13 protein-coding genes are annotated in these 16006 nt (G+C 42.0%); 4 read left to right on the forward strand and 9 right to left on the reverse strand.

Going from position 1 to position 16006, the window contains the following annotated elements; genetic code table 11:
• Window positions 1-18: 18 nt before the first annotated feature.
• Both LBYS_RS09330 and LBYS_RS09335 read left to right on the forward strand, forming a co-directional pair.
• A complete protein-coding gene (locus LBYS_RS09330; RefSeq protein ID WP_013408629.1) occupies window positions 19-606 on the forward strand; it encodes a TetR/AcrR family transcriptional regulator in 588 nt (195 codons plus the stop codon).
• Window positions 603-1943: an MFS transporter gene (locus tag LBYS_RS09335; protein ID WP_013408630.1), complete on the forward strand. Its 1341-nt coding sequence runs from the start codon at window positions 603-605 to the stop codon at window positions 1941-1943. Before LBYS_RS09330 ends, LBYS_RS09335 begins: the two co-directional genes overlap by 4 nt.
• Here LBYS_RS09335 and ltrA read toward each other — a convergent pair.
• The 9 genes from ltrA to LBYS_RS09380 all read right to left on the reverse strand — a co-directional run bounded on the left by ltrA (window position 1873) and on the right by LBYS_RS09380 (window position 13720).
• Window positions 1873-3147, reverse strand: coding sequence for a group II intron reverse transcriptase/maturase (gene ltrA, locus LBYS_RS09340; RefSeq protein ID WP_049781352.1), 1275 nt, complete (start codon window positions 3145-3147; stop codon window positions 1873-1875). The two genes, LBYS_RS09335 and ltrA, sit on opposite strands and share 71 nt — an antisense overlap.
• Window positions 3148-3772: 625 nt before the next feature.
• Entirely contained in the window at window positions 3773-5896 is a 2124-nt protein-coding gene (locus tag LBYS_RS09345) for a catalase (protein ID WP_013408632.1), read from the reverse strand.
• 24 nt (window positions 5897-5920) lie between these two features.
• Window positions 5921-7114 (reverse strand): AI-2E family transporter, encoded by a 1194-nt coding sequence (locus LBYS_RS09350; protein WP_013408633.1) that lies wholly within the window; start codon window positions 7112-7114, stop codon window positions 5921-5923.
• 95 nt (window positions 7115-7209) lie between these two features.
• Window positions 7210-7872, reverse strand: a complete 663-nt coding sequence (locus LBYS_RS09355) for an HAD family hydrolase (protein ID WP_041823563.1) — start codon at window positions 7870-7872, stop codon at window positions 7210-7212.
• A gap of 86 nt (window positions 7873-7958) precedes the next feature.
• Window positions 7959-9101: a DUF3748 domain-containing protein gene (locus LBYS_RS09360; protein ID WP_148225798.1), complete on the reverse strand. Its 1143-nt coding sequence runs from the start codon at window positions 9099-9101 to the stop codon at window positions 7959-7961.
• Between the two features lie 20 nt (window positions 9102-9121).
• Window positions 9122-10171 (reverse strand): sialidase family protein, encoded by a 1050-nt coding sequence (locus LBYS_RS09365; protein ID WP_013408636.1) that lies wholly within the window; start codon window positions 10169-10171, stop codon window positions 9122-9124.
• A complete protein-coding gene (locus LBYS_RS09370; RefSeq protein WP_013408637.1) occupies window positions 10168-11304 on the reverse strand; it encodes a sialidase family protein in 1137 nt (378 codons plus the stop codon). The genes LBYS_RS09365 and LBYS_RS09370 overlap by 4 nt, the downstream gene beginning before the upstream one ends.
• A complete protein-coding gene (locus tag LBYS_RS09375) occupies window positions 11301-12197 on the reverse strand; it encodes a dihydrodipicolinate synthase family protein (RefSeq protein ID WP_013408638.1) in 897 nt (298 codons plus the stop codon). Before LBYS_RS09375 ends, LBYS_RS09370 begins: the two co-directional genes overlap by 4 nt.
• The gene (locus LBYS_RS09380) at window positions 12194-13720 is read right to left on the reverse strand and encodes a sodium:solute symporter family protein (RefSeq protein ID WP_013408639.1); all 1527 of its coding nucleotides are present in this window, start codon (window positions 13718-13720) and stop codon (window positions 12194-12196) included. Before LBYS_RS09380 ends, LBYS_RS09375 begins: the two co-directional genes overlap by 4 nt.
• Before the next feature lie 145 nt (window positions 13721-13865).
• Here LBYS_RS09380 and LBYS_RS09385 point away from each other — a divergent pair, with 145 nt between their 5' ends.
• Together LBYS_RS09385 and mutL are read left to right on the forward strand one after the other, a co-directional pair.
• The gene (locus tag LBYS_RS09385; protein WP_013408640.1) at window positions 13866-14195 is read left to right on the forward strand and encodes a HopJ type III effector protein; all 330 of its coding nucleotides are present in this window, start codon (window positions 13866-13868) and stop codon (window positions 14193-14195) included.
• A 1-nt stretch (window position 14196) separates the two neighbouring features.
• Window positions 14197-16005, forward strand: a complete 1809-nt coding sequence (gene mutL / locus LBYS_RS09390) for a DNA mismatch repair endonuclease MutL (protein WP_013408641.1) — start codon at window positions 14197-14199, stop codon at window positions 16003-16005.
• Window position 16006 lies beyond the last annotated feature (1 nt).

Below are 16006 nucleotides of genomic sequence, written 5' to 3' on the forward strand. Positions count from 1 at the left end.
TTAAATTAATTTTGCAGTATGAGGCCGAGAGATAACGCGAAGCTGGATAAGATTAAATCCCATGCTATAAGCTCCATAGTGAAGGAAGGATTTGATCAATTCTCCATCCAAAAATTAGCGAAGGCATGTTCCATTTCAGTTGGCACCATATATATCTATTTCAAAGACAAAGAATCCCTCATTTTCACGATCGCTCAGGAAGTTAGTGATGCCTACTATCAAGCTATGTTGAAGAACTTTTCACCTGACATGGATCTACGAGAAGGACTATGGGTTCAATGGGAAAACCGTGCAAATTTTGCCTTAAAAGAACCTATCCAACTAGCATTTCATGACCTCCTCCTAAATTCTCCTCTATACCATTTAACACTGACACCCTTGCACGATCAACTCACTGAATACTTTTCCCTTTTTGTGAATAACCACACCGAGAAAGGAAATATAAAACCTATGAGTGGAGAAGTTTACTCTAGCTTAGTTTACGGACCACTCAATCATCTCATAAGATTTCATCAAAGAGGAAGAACCTTCAGAGGAAAACCTTACTCCTTTTCTATGAATGACATGAGAGAATCTTTCGAATTTGTACTTAAAATCTTACAATGAGCAATTATCACAAGTGGGTCATAGGCCTATTAGCTTTCACACAATTTACCGTAGTATTAGATTTCATGATTATGGCTCCTATGGGAGACCTCCTCATCAAATCCATAGGACTTACTCCTTCCCAGTTCGGGATTGTAGTTTCCGCCTATGCCTTTAGTGCCGGCGCCTCAGGCTTATTAACCGCAGGATTTGCCGATAGATACGACAGAAAAAAACTATTCCTCTTCTTCTATATAGGTTTTATAGTAGGAACCTACATGTGTGGCTTAGCTACTTCCTATATCTCTCTAGTAGGTGCGCGAATTATAACCGGCCTATTCGGAGGAGTAATAGGATCCATCTCCATGGCTATAGTGACAGATATCTTCCCTCTGGAGAAAAGAGGAAGAGTTATGGGCTTTATGCAGATGGGTTTTGGCGCTTCACAGGTACTTGGAATTCCTCTAGGACTTTACTTCGGTCATTTATGGGGATGGCAAAGTGCATTCCTAGCCATAGCAAGCCTCGCCCTACTCATAGCGATCGCTATACATTTCAAGTTGCAACCGATCACAGAACACTTAAAATACAAACAGACCCAACCCGTATTACAGAGACTTTGGTCTACCTTTATCAAAAAGGAGCATAGAATGGGATTCATCACCACTGCCTTTCTCACCGTTGGTGGATTTATGATGGCACCTTTTGGGAGTGTTTTTGCCATCAATAACCTTCATGTAGCGGAAACTGAACTTCCCTTCATGTTTATGGTGGCCGGAGTAGCCTCATTAATCATCATGCCCTTGATAGGTAAATGGAGTGATAAGTATTCCAAACTAAAGATCTTTACTATAGCTGCCACCTGGATGTCAATTATGGTAGTGGTGTATACCCATCTGGGTCCATCCCCCTTCTATTTAGTCCTGGCTTTAAACCTTTTAATGCATATCGGCATCATGTCCCGAATGACTCCATCCACGGCTTTAATCAGTGCCATTCCTACCGCACAAGACAGAGGAGCATTTATGAGCATGAATTCTTCCCTCCAACAGCTCTCAGGGGGAATAGCAGCAGGTGTGGCAGGTGCTATAGTATATCAGTCCAGCCCCACTTCTCCGCTCGTACATTATGACTGGGTAGGTTATATAGTAGCCGGCATTACCTTACTAAGTATTGGCTTATTATTTAGGATCCAAAAAGTGATTCAATCGAGTAGGAAGATAGGGATTATTTCCCTATCTGTCCTCTCACACCACCCGGCATACGGATCCGTACCAAGGCGGTTTGTTAGAATAACGTCGTTTGATGCGTTGTTCTCCAGTAATAGTAGTCTGCAAATCCTTCGTAACCTAATTTAGTAAAGTATGAGTTTGTTAGCGTTGTTTGAACGATAGGGCTTGTCCCTGTCCGAGTATAGGATTTACGGGTGTTCGCATGTTGGTAGGCAAGCCAGCGTTTGGCTCCCAGTTTCATTAAGTTCCGAATTCGATTACCTGCGGTCTTCCATTGCTTCCAAAGCAGAACACGCAAGCGTCTTCGCACTAGTTCATCTAGTGTTACCATCACCTTCTTATTCGTTGCTATACGAAAGTAATCCACCCAGCCGTGAATAATTTGCCGTAGTTTAGTCAGTCGCTCATGCATAGGAGTAGCTGTATTACGTCGAGTATTTTGACGTAACTTCTCTCGGATTCGTTCGATACTCTTTGCAGAGATACGAATCTGCCAATCTCCTTGAGTTTTGAAGAAACTAAAGCCGAGTAAACTACTTTGGGAAGGTTTGCTTACCTTACTCTTTTCACGGTTCACTTTCAGTTTTAGTGTAGATTCGATGTAACTGGTGATGTTGCGCATAATACGAGTGGCGGATTTATTGCTCTTCGCGTAGATACTACAGTCATCCGCATAACGTACAAATCGATGTCCACGGGAGCTGAGTTCCGTATCCAGTTCGTTCAGGATGATGTTTGACAAAAGTGGACTTAAAGGACTGCCCTGTGGTGTGCCCTTGGTTCGCTTTTGTTCAAGACCATGATCCATAATCCCACAACGAAGGTATTTCCCGATCAGCGCTAGGACTCGACGATCCGTAATCTTCTTGCTCAAAAGATGCATCAGTATGTCGTGGTTCACTTGATCGAAGAATTGTTCCAAATCAAGTTCAACGACCCACGTGTAGCCCAAGTTCAGATACTCTTGCGCTTTAATGACGGCCTGATGAGCATTACGATTCGGACGGAAGCCGTAGCTGTTATCGTGAAAATCACCCTCATACTTTAACCCAAGCCATTGGGAAATGCTTTGCTGAATAACACGGTCGATGACCGTTGGGATACCCAGCATACGCTTGCCGCCACTTGCTTTGGGAATCTCTACTTTCCGAACAGCTTGTGGGCGGTAAGTGCCAGAGAGAATATCCGATCGCAGGGATTGCCAGTGCGTGTTAAGGTAGTCACGAAGATTATCGATCTGCATACCATCAACTCCGCTAGCACCTCCATTAGAGATGACACGATCAACTGCGTGTTTGACATTTCGGATGTGTAATATCTCTTCCAACATAGTATTACTAAAAAAAAAACCTCAGGCATTGTGTCCACTTCGTTGCACGACTCAGCTAAGCTCCTCTTGCATTTTACTATCAGTTTCCGACCTACCCTCATGCAAGCAGTTCTCTTATGTGGTTCGGCTTTTAACACTTCGTCATAAACTTCATGGTTCCTTTGCCATTCTAACATTCAGACCTTCCCCTGTATAAAGTAGAGAAGCAGGGTACTATGTCCTCTGCTGACTTCTGACTAAAGCATACTAGCATTATTATTCTGCTATATGTTTCTTCGCGGGCATTCGCGTATACCTTTGACAGAGTTTAGTCAGATCTCCCCAGGTAAGAACAATAACTTTCACCTCATATATCCGCTACATTTACCATAGTGTTTCCGTACAGTTTAGGGCTTCGGCTTGTTTTGCAGCCTCACCCAACACTTGCGGCCTTGTATGTAGTTTCTGTTCGTCGGATCGAGGTTTTGCCTCAGACTTCCTTCAGATTCCACCTCACGGTGGACACCCTTGTCATAAGCTAACACTTCCCACTGTAAAGGCGTGTTCGGGACTTACACCCTAGAGTTATTGCACATGCTGGGCACACAAAAAGAACCCCCGGTATTTAAACCGAGGGCTTCATCATTCAGGAAGGCACTTTTCTTGCCTTCTCTCTTTCCCAAATCCTATGCATCTTCATAGCATTCACAAATTCCTGGGTCCAATCACCCCCCTCCTCAAGGATCACTCCCGCATCCTTTTCTACAAAGGATTTTTCCATTAATGACTCAGTTCCTTTTGCAAATGCCAAAGCTTTACAATGCGTGTATGCCTCGTTAAGGAATTCATAATAATCCGGATTTGCCTTCAAAGCTCCTACTGAGTCTCCCGCAGGCGTATAAACCGCATCATACAAAACAGATTTATCTGTAAAGTAAGTGTGGGCTATATCCGTTGTACCACCTTCTTTTAATTTTAATGGACCTACCTTTGGCCCTATCAGAACAGCCTCAGCTCCCTCTTTCTCCAATGCACTCTTTAACGCATCTATACTGGCTTTTGAAACTCCATTTTCAACTAAAAAAGCTACTTTTCGAGTTTCAATGGTACCTTTACCCTCCTTCACCTTCATGCTAAGAGCAGCAGATTTCTCCACTTCCGGCTTCTTAGGTTTTATGGGATAGTTGGGATGATTTTGTCTTACAAACTGCAAAGTCAAAGGATCCAATTCTTTTGGAGGCGTTATATTCAAGTTCTCCCCTACTCTGGAGGCTAATGCCTCATCAATCTGATACAGTATTGCCAATTCCCTCTCTCTGATCTTAGGATCCGTAACCTTACTTAATTCAAAACTATATGCTCCAATGATATGATCTTGTTCTTCGGGACTTTGGGACCTAAAGAACAACCTGGCTTGGGTAAAGTGATCTGCAAAAGAATCAGATCTCTCCCTCACTTTCTTTCCATCCACTGGCTGTTTGTGCGATTGAAATCCCGTCTCTCCCTTGAGCATGGCTTGATATGGACAACCAGCCTGTTTACTGTTCGGGAAATAACTAACTTCTCCTTTTAAGATGTCAGATTTAGCGAAGCCATCCAACTGATTATTGTGCTTTTGATTCACTGAACGGTTAATAGGCAGCTCATGGAAATTTGGCCCTCCCAATCTATAATTCTGAGTATCCATATAGGAGAAAATTCTTCCTTGTAGTAGAGGATCATCAGACACATCAATTCCCGGCACTAATCTTCCCGGATCAAAGGCTGACTGCTCTGTCTCTGCAAAGAAATTCTCCGGATTGCGGTTCAAGGTCATGGTTCCAATGATCTTCACAGGTACCACCTCCTCCGGTACTATCTTTGTCACATCTAAGATATCAAAGGAATACTTCAACTCGTCTTCTTCAGGAATCAATTGAACCCCTAGGTCCCATTGAGGAAAATTACCTTTCTCTATAGCCTCCCATAAATCTTGACGGTGAAAGTCAGAATTGAATCCGGAAATCTTTTGAGCCTCATTCCAGGCTACACTATGAACTCCTAGTTTAGGTTTCCAATGGAACTTCACAAAGGTCCCTTTACCTTCCGCATTCACCAGTTTGAAAGTATGAACACCAAATCCCTCCATCATCCTTAAACTACGAGGTATGGCTCTATCACTCATAGCCCACATCACCATATGCGCAGCTTCAGGCATCAGAGAAATAAAGTCCCAAAAAGTATCATGAGCAGAGGCCGCTTGAGGCATCTCATTATTAGGCTCAGGCTTCACCGCATGCACTAAATCAGGGAAATTCATGGCATCCTGAATGAAGAACACAGGAATATTATTGCCCACTAAATCAAAGTTGCCGTCTTCAGTATAAAACTTGATAGCAAATCCCCTTACATCTCTGGCTAGATCTGTAGAACCCCTAAATCCGGCTACCGTAGAAAACCTCAGAAAAAGAGGTGTCACCGCCCCCTTTTGAAGAAATTTTGCGGAAGTATATGCGGTGATATCTTCATGAATTTCCAATACACCATGCGCTGCAGAACCTCTGGCATGAACCACCCTTTCCGTTATTCTTTCTCTATCAAAATGCATCAATTTATCCAAGTACACGTGATCTTGAAGGAGAGATGGGCCTCTGTTGCCTGCCTTTAGCGTGTTATTATTATCGTAGATCGGACTACCGTCGTTTGTCGTGAGTCTTTGATTAGCATTGTCCACTACATGCGTTTTCAATTGCTCCACCTTTGGGTTTGAAGCTGGCTGGATTTTCTTCATATAAATTTTAGTTTAGTGAATGTGTTATTTCTTAATGTCCGACAAACTGATTTCAGGATCTTCTGAACTTTCACTAAGTGCGCTCTTAAGTTCTGCACCTTTAGTACCCAGATCCTCCAAAGAAAATTCCTCGTTCATCTTAGTGCCTAAAAGCATACCCCAAGGCTGCAGTTCATCTATACGGTCAAATATTATCTTTAGGATAGCCACAAAAGGTATAGACAAGAACATACCCGCCATTCCCCATAGTGATCCGCCGAGCAAAACCACGATAATAGAGATCAGAGCATTAACCTCTACCTTAGAAGAAACGACACGCGGCACGATGATGTTGTTATCAATAAACTGAATCACGGAATAACTGGCCACTATAAGGAGAGGAGTGGTATAGGATAAACCATCTTCTGTCACTAGACTCAATAGCACAGGCAATGCTATAGCAACCAGACCACCTACATACGGAATTAGATTCAAAAGTGCACCCACAACTCCCAATAGTACCGCATATGGTACCCCCAGTAGTAGTAAGGCTACAGAATTTAAGACTCCCACTATACACGTTTCAATCATCAAACCCTGTATATAACTCTGAACGGCAGATTTTGTCTCACTGAGTACCTCAGAAACCCTTTGGCTATGCTTGTAATCAAATACTTCATAGAAGAAGTTGATGAACATGGGCTTATAGTAAAGAATCAGGAAGATGTAGATAGGTAATAATACCAAAGTACTCACAAAACTCATCAGTGACATCAAAGTATCCCCTACTACACTTTTCCCCTTATCCAAACCTTCCTCCACTATGTCCTTTTGCTCTATTGTAGATAAGCCAAAATTACTCCTCACCCAGTTCTGCAGATCTCCCCAGATCACTTCTACCCTCTGCTCCAATTGAGGAATAAGGTCAGAGAAACTGGAAAACTGCACTGATAAGAATGCAATCAAGGATCCAAATAGAACTATGGCCAAAAGCAGGGCTATACCAATAGACAAAACCCTATGAAACCTCCATTTCACGAGTTTATTTACTACAGGATTCAATAAAATGGAGATCAGTAAGGCAAAGGCCAAAGGAACTAATACATCTTCTAATACCACTAGAATTTGACATACCAGATATAGGCCAAGTAAAACCATGGTGGCCTTAATCAGAAAAGGCATGGAGGCCTGAGTCTCAGGAGATTTTTCCTTCTTACCGGAAAATAAACGGGATAGCATTTTTTTGACCTATTACGTGGATTATTTGTACAAAAGCAAGGGTAATAGTACAACAAGTATTTCGTAATAGCAAAAAAAAGATATCAATATTATGACTACGAAAAATAAGTTTGGAGCAAAGGCAAGTACAACTCCCTATAGTCCTCTACCACAAGATTGGCCAGGCTATAATCTTGCAAATGGGTATGAGGACTCTTAAATGCTGCACAGAAGATTCCCGCCCGATGAGCCGCTAATATACCATTAGTTGCATCTTCTATTACCATACACGCTTCAACAGGTGTTTGCGTCAAACCTGCAGCCTTTAAAAAGATCTCAGGATGAGGCTTAGAGGCCTCTAAATCAGCTCCACTAACTCTTCCCAGAAAGTAAGATTCTATCCCAAACCTATCAAATACCATTTGTATGGTCACTCTAGAGGCAGAAGATGCTACCACCATCTTTATACCATTATCCTTATAATGGTTCAATAAATCACGCACACCAGGTAGCAAATCGAATTCCTGATCATTAAAGAAGAGTTCCTTAAAATAAGCTCTTTTCTTATCTATTATGTATTGAGGACTTACTTGCAGTTCGAAATGGTTAACCAAAGCATCAGCAATATGCTGCGTGGACGCCCCAGAAAAGGAATAATATTGTTCCTCCGTGACTTCAATTCCTAAATCTACAAAGGTTTGAAAGAATGCCTTTCTATGCAAAGGCTCGGAGTTCACTAAAACCCCATCCATATCAAAGAGTACTGCCTCTAACGCCATGATTTCAATGTTTGCACAAAGTTCCATCTTATGCAGGGAAACTCCGAGCTCTAACCATCAATTCATAAGCACAGTACAAGTACTTCCTACTTTTTTAACACGCTTTCCACTAAAAGTATCTGTAATTGATCATTGATGTACTGATTATATACCAAATCTTTACCGTTAGGAGAAAAGTGAGGGGCTCCTACTATCTTGCCTTCAATAGGAGTTTGAAGGACTATCGTATCTAATGTCTTCAATTCTATAATATGTACAGCATTATTGCCCACAAAAGCTATATGGGTTCCTTCAGAATTCAGATTAAAGGTATAATCAATGGAATAAGGCAGTGAAGTAAGCAACTTCAGCTCCCCCGAAGACGCGGATATCTCCGCAATTTGATCTTGTCCCTTTGGATCTTTTGCCAAAGCATACAGCTTTTCTCCTGAAGGATGAGCCCTGAGCCAATGCCGTGTTGAGGAAAGACCCTTTTCGGTATGGGTTAGTTGGCGCGGACGTATAAAACTGGGAACTTGTGGTCTTTGACCCCTCTCACCTATTGCTTCATCAGCTGTTTTAGCCTCCACCTTAACAAGATATACTTCTATTTTATCCTCACTTAAGCCTTGAAAAGCAATGGTATTCTGGTCTAGCCAACATTCATCAAAGGCCTTTTCTAATTTACCGCCTTTTCCCACTTCAGCCACTAAATAAGAATAATAAGTACCTGAGTTATTCCCTTCTCCTTCTTCCGCCTGCACATTTGAAGGAAACATCACTCCCACCGTTCTCAACTCCGGATCTACTAAGGCATCATTATAGGTAAAACTCAACATGTTACCGTCTGGGCTCCACATATGAGAATGTGTCCCACCTCTTAAGGAACCAGGGGCATAAGGAGCCTTCAGATCCCTTGCATCCATAAAAATCCCATGCATGGGATTTTTTAAATCCACCGCCACCCCTGTTCTATTACTAATACCATAGTTACCTACCCCATGGATGAAAATTACTTTGTCCTCAACGGGACTAAAGGAAGCAGCCCCTACTCCTGGTCGTGGGCTATAATAGATTACACGCTCCCCTCCTTCTTTTAAGTCCACTACTCCAATGTAGTTGTTCTCACCCATCTTAGTGTCATCATTTCTTCCGTCAAAAACAATATACCTTCCATCCCTAGAAAATACTCCGTTATGATGTAAAGTATGACCTCCTGGGCTAGTAGTAAGTACTTTGGGAGTAACCATAATTATATATATCAGCTCTTTTACCATTTTGAAGGATCAAAGATCATATGTTTTATGGATTGACGGGCATAGGTATAGGAAATATGCACTTTCCCATCTTTCGTCTGAATAACTGCAGGATAGGAATAACCCGAATGTATAGGCACATTTTCTAGCACACTAACCATTTTCCAATCTACCCCATCTTCTGAAACAGCAACATTTAATACATTTCTGTTTTCTCCTGACCTTACAGAATGATTATAGACCAAAACATGCCTCCCATCCTGAAGCGTCAAGGCATCCGTTCCCGAATTAGGATTGGGTAAGCCACTAGGCGTTAATGGGCTCCAGGTTTTGCCTTTGTCCTTCGACCAACTAGTGACCAATACATCTTGTAGTGTACGAGCAAGTATCTGTAGATCTCCATTTTTATGAATCAAAATGCTAGGCTGTATAGCATCATATTGCACTCCATCATTGATGGGTGGAATTACTTGCCAATTTTTGCCATTGTCCTTACTGACTTCAAAATATATCCTCCAGTCCCTTCCATTTTCAGTACCCCTCCTTTCCATACTGGTGGGAGAAATGATGGTTCCATCAGGTAGCTGGATGGCCTTATTCTTCACGGGACCTAGTAAATCACCAACTATAGCATGCTTCCCCATCACTTGTGGGGTAGACCAGGTTAATCCCTCATCCTCCGAAGTTACATAAGCACCCCACCAATGGTCCACATCCGGCCCTACTTTATAAAACAGATAGATAGGACCATCTTTTGGCCGAAATAAAACCGGATTCCAGGTAGGATATCGGAGAGTGTCATTCACATAACCATTGACCACTTCCACGGGCCAAGACCATTTTCCCTCTTTAAACCTTGCAACCCGGATTCCCACATCTGCATGTTTTTCATGGGTACCGGCAAAGAAGGCACAGAGTATGCCGTCATTTACCTCTAGTAAAGTGGAAGCATGGCATTGGGCAGTAGGCTTCTTATCTAAAGGATACACCAATCCTTCATGAATCAAACCCCGTTTTTGAGCAAATGCAGAAATGGTAATAAAGAAAAATAAGATCCTTTTCATCTGAAATGAGGTATACGGTGAAACGTCAGGTAGTTAGCATCGTGATTATTGTGTGCATTTTCTTTTCCGTCAAAATGCGCGGTACGTGATAAAAACACTATATCTTCCCCTTCAAAATGCCAGTCCACATATTGGAAACCATGAAATAACACATCCGGATGTTCGAGTACCACTTTCTCGTCTTGCCATGTTTTCAGGTCGGATGAACTTCTTAGAACCAGCACATTTCTCATGCTGGAAGGATTCCTTTGTGGAAACTGCTTTCTGTACTTTTCAGGCACTGCATTGACCAGTGTCCAATACTTCCCGGAAACAGAGTCGTACCGTATGACAAACTTCTTAGATCCACCTTCAAAGGGATAGAATCCATCTAAACTCAACCTTTTCCCATCCTCAGAAATTCTTACAAATGCCGCCCTTTCATCTATACTTTTTTGATTAGCCACGCGCAGGATGTTCCACATTTCTCCTCCTTTTCCTACTACAAAATTACCTTCTAGCCAACCGTTAAAGTCGCCATTATTATAAGTGCTATCATACAGAAGAGAAGTACTAGTGGTCCATGATTTAGAATCTAGAAGATCTGCATCTACTGGAGCAGACATGACCATTGCTCCGTATCTTTTCCCCCATTGCAGTATGGGGCCGTGGGCCGTTTCCATAGGTCGCCAAAGTCTCCCATTATGCTCCACCACTGGCATAGGAGCACAATGAAACTCTCCTGTTAGTAAGACGCCATTATCTTTCCTAGTGGGGCTAGTCCAGGTTCTCCCTCCATCTATAGACTTACGGATGAGGACTGTTCCGTGATGTCTATCTGGGCCCAGAAGGTAAAGTTCTCCTCTTTGTACAAAAAGGCTAGACCAAAAAGCTCCTTGAATTTCGGATAAGAATCTCCAGGTTCTTCCTTTGTCATTGGAAGAATAAATCCGGGTAGTGGCTTGTTGCCATTCCGAACTCTTCGGACCAAAAAAATCGTGAGAGGCCACATAATCTCCATTAGGCAAAGTAGCTAAGCTTGGCGAACCTATATACCTTTCCGCGCTGGCAGGTTCATAAGCCACTATGGTGCCGGGAGGGGTTTGGGCAAATGCACAATAAGATAGGAGTATTAATAGAACTAATTTGTTCATAATTCAAGGGTTCTTTTCACTTCCACAAATCTATTCCATAGTTCGTCAAGCTCCGCATAATCCCTGGTAGAACTTCCATTTCTACAAAACTCAGAAATGGGTAATCCTCTTTTCCTTAAGATATACTTTGCACTGGCAGGGTAAGTCCTGTGCATCAAATCCATATTATTTGTAAAGAATGCCTGCACCATTTCTACTTTATCTGATTCATCAGCATAGTGTTCACATAGCCAAACTATCAATTCCGGGAAGTAATTCCCCTGTATACAAGACAATCCTGCAGAACCAGCCTTCAAACTTTCTACCGCATGAACCATATATGCATCATATAGTCCAAAGGAAGACTGTTTTTCACACGCTTTCAATTTTTCTTTAATCTGATTTATATCCAAACAAGTATCCTTATGATAGATAACTCTTCCACTTTCCACTAATTCTCCCAAATGATCAGGTTGAATGATTCTCTTGTAGGGGACGGGACATTCATAGAATCCTAAAGGTATGTCTTCTGTTTCTTCCAGTAATTTTGATGTAGCCAAACGAAAGTCTTGGTCTCCCGCATTCTCTTTGGATAGTAATCCACTGATAACTATCACTCCATAAACCCCTGTTGAATAAATTTCTTTGATGGAATGGGAACATTCATCCAGATTTATTCCAAAAGAACCTGTAGCTACCACCGGCACTTTGCCATCTATATACCGGACCACGAATTCGCACAGTTCCAATCTTTCCTGTCTACTGAGATGGTACATTTCGCTTGAAAGGCAGTTGGCAAACATCCCGCCCGCCCCACTATCTAAATAGAAATCTATCAGGCGTTTGAGACCTTCAAAGTCGATCTCTTCATTCTCCTTAAATGGAGTAAGCATTACCGGCACAAACTTCTTCATGATACTCTACGTTTTTGCATGAAATTCCCTACCAAAAAAATAGTTAAGGTACCCACTACTATGGTCATATTGGAATGCAGCATTAATCCTCCATAGAATGGACTTAAGGTCATCCAAAGGATCACTAAAATACCAATGGCAGTAGCCCATTTTGCATCTATATCCTTTGCATCCTTACTCCAGATACCTAAAAGGAAAAGACCTAACATGCCTGCTGCAAATATTCCCGACAAGGTCCACCAAGCATCTAAGATGCTCTTGATCCCTATCATAGCCATTCCACAAAGCATACCCAATACTCCTACCAGAACAGTGGCTGAATAAAGAATCTTCATGTGATCTCCGGAAGTTTTAGCAAAATATCTCTTATAAATATCTTCAGTAAATACCGTAGCTGAAGCATTCATCCCGGAGCTAATGGTACTCATAGCTGCGGATAAAAGAGCAGATATTATCAGTCCTAGCAACCCTTTTGGAATCTTATGGACCATGAAATGCGGCATGATCTTATCACCATAATCAGAAGGCTGTAAAGTAGAGGCTAAACGGATCACCTCTTGAGATTCTATAGGGAGATTTAATCGCTCAGAAGCCGCACGCAAGGACACTTCCTGAATCCAATCCGGTTGTTGCTGGTAATAAGCATAAAGACAGGAACCGATAACAAAAAACAAGAGGGAGACAGGCAAGTAAATCCATACGCAGAGCCAAACGGATTTCCCAGCTTCTTTTGCAGAATTTGCCGTATGGTATCTCTGTACATAATTTTGGTCCATGCCAAAGTTATTGAGGTTGATGAAGAAGCCGTATAAAAGGACCACCCAGAAACTAGAAGTAAAGAAATCAGGAGAAAATGTTCCTAAATTAAACTTGTTATCCCTTTGTCCTATATCAATAATCTCCTGAACTCCACCAGGAACCTCTTTAACTACAAGGTAGAGAATCACTACTGCGCCTAAGGTTTTTAAAACTCCCTGGACTACTTCCGTCCAGATCACCGCCTCAATACCCCCCAGTACGGTATAAATAACAATACAAACACCTGTCACTAACATGATGCTTACCATGCTATATCCTGTCAAAGCTTGCAAGGTGAGAGAAATTCCAAAGAATATGGATCCGATTCTTGCTAATTGAGTTAGCAGGAAGCAAATCACAGCATACGTCCTAGCCCATGAACCAAACCTTTTTTCCAAGTGAGTATACGCAGACACTTCCCCTGTACTTCTATAAAAAGGCACAAAGTACTTAGTGGCAATCCAAGCAGCAAAAGGCATAGATAAGCTAAAAACAAAGGCGTTCCAATTTGTACCGAATGCTTTTCCTGGAACCCCCAAAAATGTATTTGAACTGAGAAATGTGGCGTAGATTGAAATACCTATAGCCCAACCGGGAATTCTACCCGCTGCTCTTGTAAACTCTTCTGCCGTTTTATTCTTCTTGGAAAAGTAAACGCCTACTAATACCATTCCTACAAGGTAAAAGCCAATAATAATCAGGTCAACTACGGGTAATTGATTCATATAGTTAGGTTGAAGTTCCTAAAAGATATACTATTTTTCTTGATAACTGGACTACTCTAGTTCAAGAAGTAAAAAATTATTTTCCACCCCCTAGGTTTTGATTCTCCACCCGTAGAAGCGATTTTTGCAGATTAAACAGTAAACAATGGAAGATTTTTTAAGTCAGGTTAAAGACCAAAATTTACCTTTCACAGAGATAATTCAGTATATAGAGAATAATTACAAAGTCAGTCCCACTGCCTTCCAGAACGGAGATGCATATAATTCCGAAACCCAAAACCAAGGAAGCGCAAAGGTTTTGTATTTTGCAAAACTTTTGAACCTTAGTAAGGAGGATACGTTATTACTTTTTGCGGAGCATTATCAGTCCGTCCTTGCAGATCCAGAAGGAGATAATCATCAAAACATCCGTCAATTCATGAAAAACGGTTGGGAAGGCGTACGTTTTGAAGGCATTGTTCTAGAAAAAAAATAATATGGATAAAATCAAACTTCTTTCAGATGCTATCGCAAACCAGATTGCTGCCGGTGAGGTAGTGCAGCGTCCGGCTTCCGTGGTGAAAGAACTGTTAGAAAACTCCATAGATGCCGGTGCATTAAATCTCAAACTCATAGTCAAAGAATCCGGGAAAACCCTGATTCAGGTGATAGATGACGGCTCCGGCATGTCTCCCACTGACGCAAGAATGAGTTTTGAGAGGCATGCTACATCCAAAATCAAAGAGTCTATTGACCTCTTTAATATCCGTACTATGGGCTTCCGGGGAGAAGCTTTGGCTTCCATAGCCGCCGTTGCCCAAGTGGAAATGAAGACCCGTAGAGAAGAGGATGAAGTAGGAACCCTCATTAGAATAGAAGGCTCAGAAGTAGTTGAACAAGACTTTATACAAGCGGCTAAAGGAACCAGTATAGCCGTAAAAAATCTCTTCTTCAATGTGCCTGCCCGGAGAAAGTTTCTCAAAAGCAATCCGGTAGAAATGAAGCACATCATTGAAGAGTTCCAAAGAGTGGCACTAGCCCATCCTGACGTCTCCTTCATCCTCTACCACAATGACATTGAGGTGATGAACCTCCCCGCCGCACGACTAAGCAAAAGGATCACAGACGCCCTTGACAAGTCCTACAGGGATCAATTAGCCAAATGCGAAATTGAAACGGATGTGGTCAAAATCACAGGATACGTGGGAAAACCTCAATCCGCTAAAAAAACCAAAGGAGATCAATACTTCTTTGTCAACAAAAGATTTATCAAGAGCAACTACCTGCACCACGCAGTTGTGAATGCCTTCGAAAGCGCTATTCCGGAGGGAACTCACCCTTTTTATACCCTATTCCTGGAAATCCACCCGGAAAATATTGACATCAACATACACCCTACTAAGACAGAGATCAAGTTTGATAATGAGCAACTCATCTACGCCGTTCTGAGATCTGCCGTTAAGCAGTCCATAGGTGTGTATAATCTCACTCCAAGCATAGATTTTGATGCAAACATCAACCTGACCTCTGGTTTTGAAATGCCTGTAAGGGAAACCCCAAGTTTAAAGCCTTCTCCCAGAACCTATGTGGGTTCAGAAATCAATAAAAAAGAGAATCTGGACAACTGGGAAAAAATGTTTGAATCCTATAGCTCAGTGGTAAATACAGAGGCGGAACAAACCGTACTCTTTACCAGCAAAGCCAATAGGGAAGAGCCGGACGACTACCAAAAAACGGATGAGACCCAGATTCTTCAACTGCACCAAACCTATATCTTAACCCAGGTCAAAAGTGGTCTGATGATCATTCACCAAAGATATGCCTACGAAAGGGTGCTGTATGAAAAATACCTAAAGGACATGCAGTCGGCTCAGAATGTGAGCCAACAATTGCTCTTCCCTAAAACCGTAACTTTATCGGCTTTAGATTACGCTTTGAGCCAGGATCTACTGGATCTGATACGTGGAATTGGCTTTAGCATTGAAGAATTCGGTACGAATACTTATCTGATCAATGGTGTTCCTTCCCATTTTTCAGATGAGGATGAGGCTGTACTTTTTAAAGGCATACTTGAGGCCTTTAAGGAGAACGAAAATCATAGAGACAACAGTAAAAAGGAAACTTTAGCACGTACCTTAGCTAAAAGGTATGCCGCCCGACAAACAAAAACCTTAGAGAAAAAAGAATTAACCCACCTGATCGACCAGTTGTTTGAAACCGCTATGCCATCCATTAGTCCTGACGGCAAGCCTATCATGCGCATTCTTCCTCTGGAACAGGTAGGTGAACTTATTTTAAATGCATAAA

This window comes from Leadbetterella byssophila DSM 17132, assembly GCF_000166395.1.
Taxonomy (GTDB): domain Bacteria; phylum Bacteroidota; class Bacteroidia; order Cytophagales; family Spirosomataceae; genus Leadbetterella; species Leadbetterella byssophila.

Bases quoted from the DNA above. Each gene is read 5' to 3' on its own strand.
- LBYS_RS09385 (WP_013408640.1), top strand. From the start codon at position 13,866: ATGGAAGATTTTTTAAGTCAGGTTAAAGACCAAAATTTACCTTTCACA.
- LBYS_RS09330 (WP_013408629.1), top strand. From the start codon at position 19: ATGAGGCCGAGAGATAACGCGAAGCTGGATAAGATTAAATCCCATGCT.
- LBYS_RS09380 (WP_013408639.1), bottom strand. From the start codon at position 13,720: ATGAATCAATTACCCGTAGTTGACCTGATTATTATTGGCTTTTACCTT.
- LBYS_RS09350 (WP_013408633.1), bottom strand. From the start codon at position 7,114: ATGCTATCCCGTTTATTTTCCGGTAAGAAGGAAAAATCTCCTGAGACT.
- LBYS_RS09365 (WP_013408636.1), bottom strand. From the start codon at position 10,171: ATGAAAAGGATCTTATTTTTCTTTATTACCATTTCTGCATTTGCTCAA.
- ltrA (WP_049781352.1), bottom strand. From the start codon at position 3,147: ATGTTGGAAGAGATATTACACATCCGAAATGTCAAACACGCAGTTGAT.
- LBYS_RS09345 (WP_013408632.1), bottom strand. From the start codon at position 5,896: ATGAAGAAAATCCAGCCAGCTTCAAACCCAAAGGTGGAGCAATTGAAA.
- LBYS_RS09375 (WP_013408638.1), bottom strand. From the start codon at position 12,197: ATGAAGAAGTTTGTGCCGGTAATGCTTACTCCATTTAAGGAGAATGAA.
- LBYS_RS09335 (WP_013408630.1), top strand. From the start codon at position 603: ATGAGCAATTATCACAAGTGGGTCATAGGCCTATTAGCTTTCACACAA.
- LBYS_RS09360 (WP_148225798.1), bottom strand. From the start codon at position 9,101: ATGGTTACTCCCAAAGTACTTACTACTAGCCCAGGAGGTCATACTTTA.
- LBYS_RS09355 (WP_041823563.1), bottom strand. From the start codon at position 7,872: ATGGCGTTAGAGGCAGTACTCTTTGATATGGATGGGGTTTTAGTGAAC.
- mutL (WP_013408641.1), top strand. From the start codon at position 14,197: ATGGATAAAATCAAACTTCTTTCAGATGCTATCGCAAACCAGATTGCT.
- LBYS_RS09370 (WP_013408637.1), bottom strand. From the start codon at position 11,304: ATGAACAAATTAGTTCTATTAATACTCCTATCTTATTGTGCATTTGCC.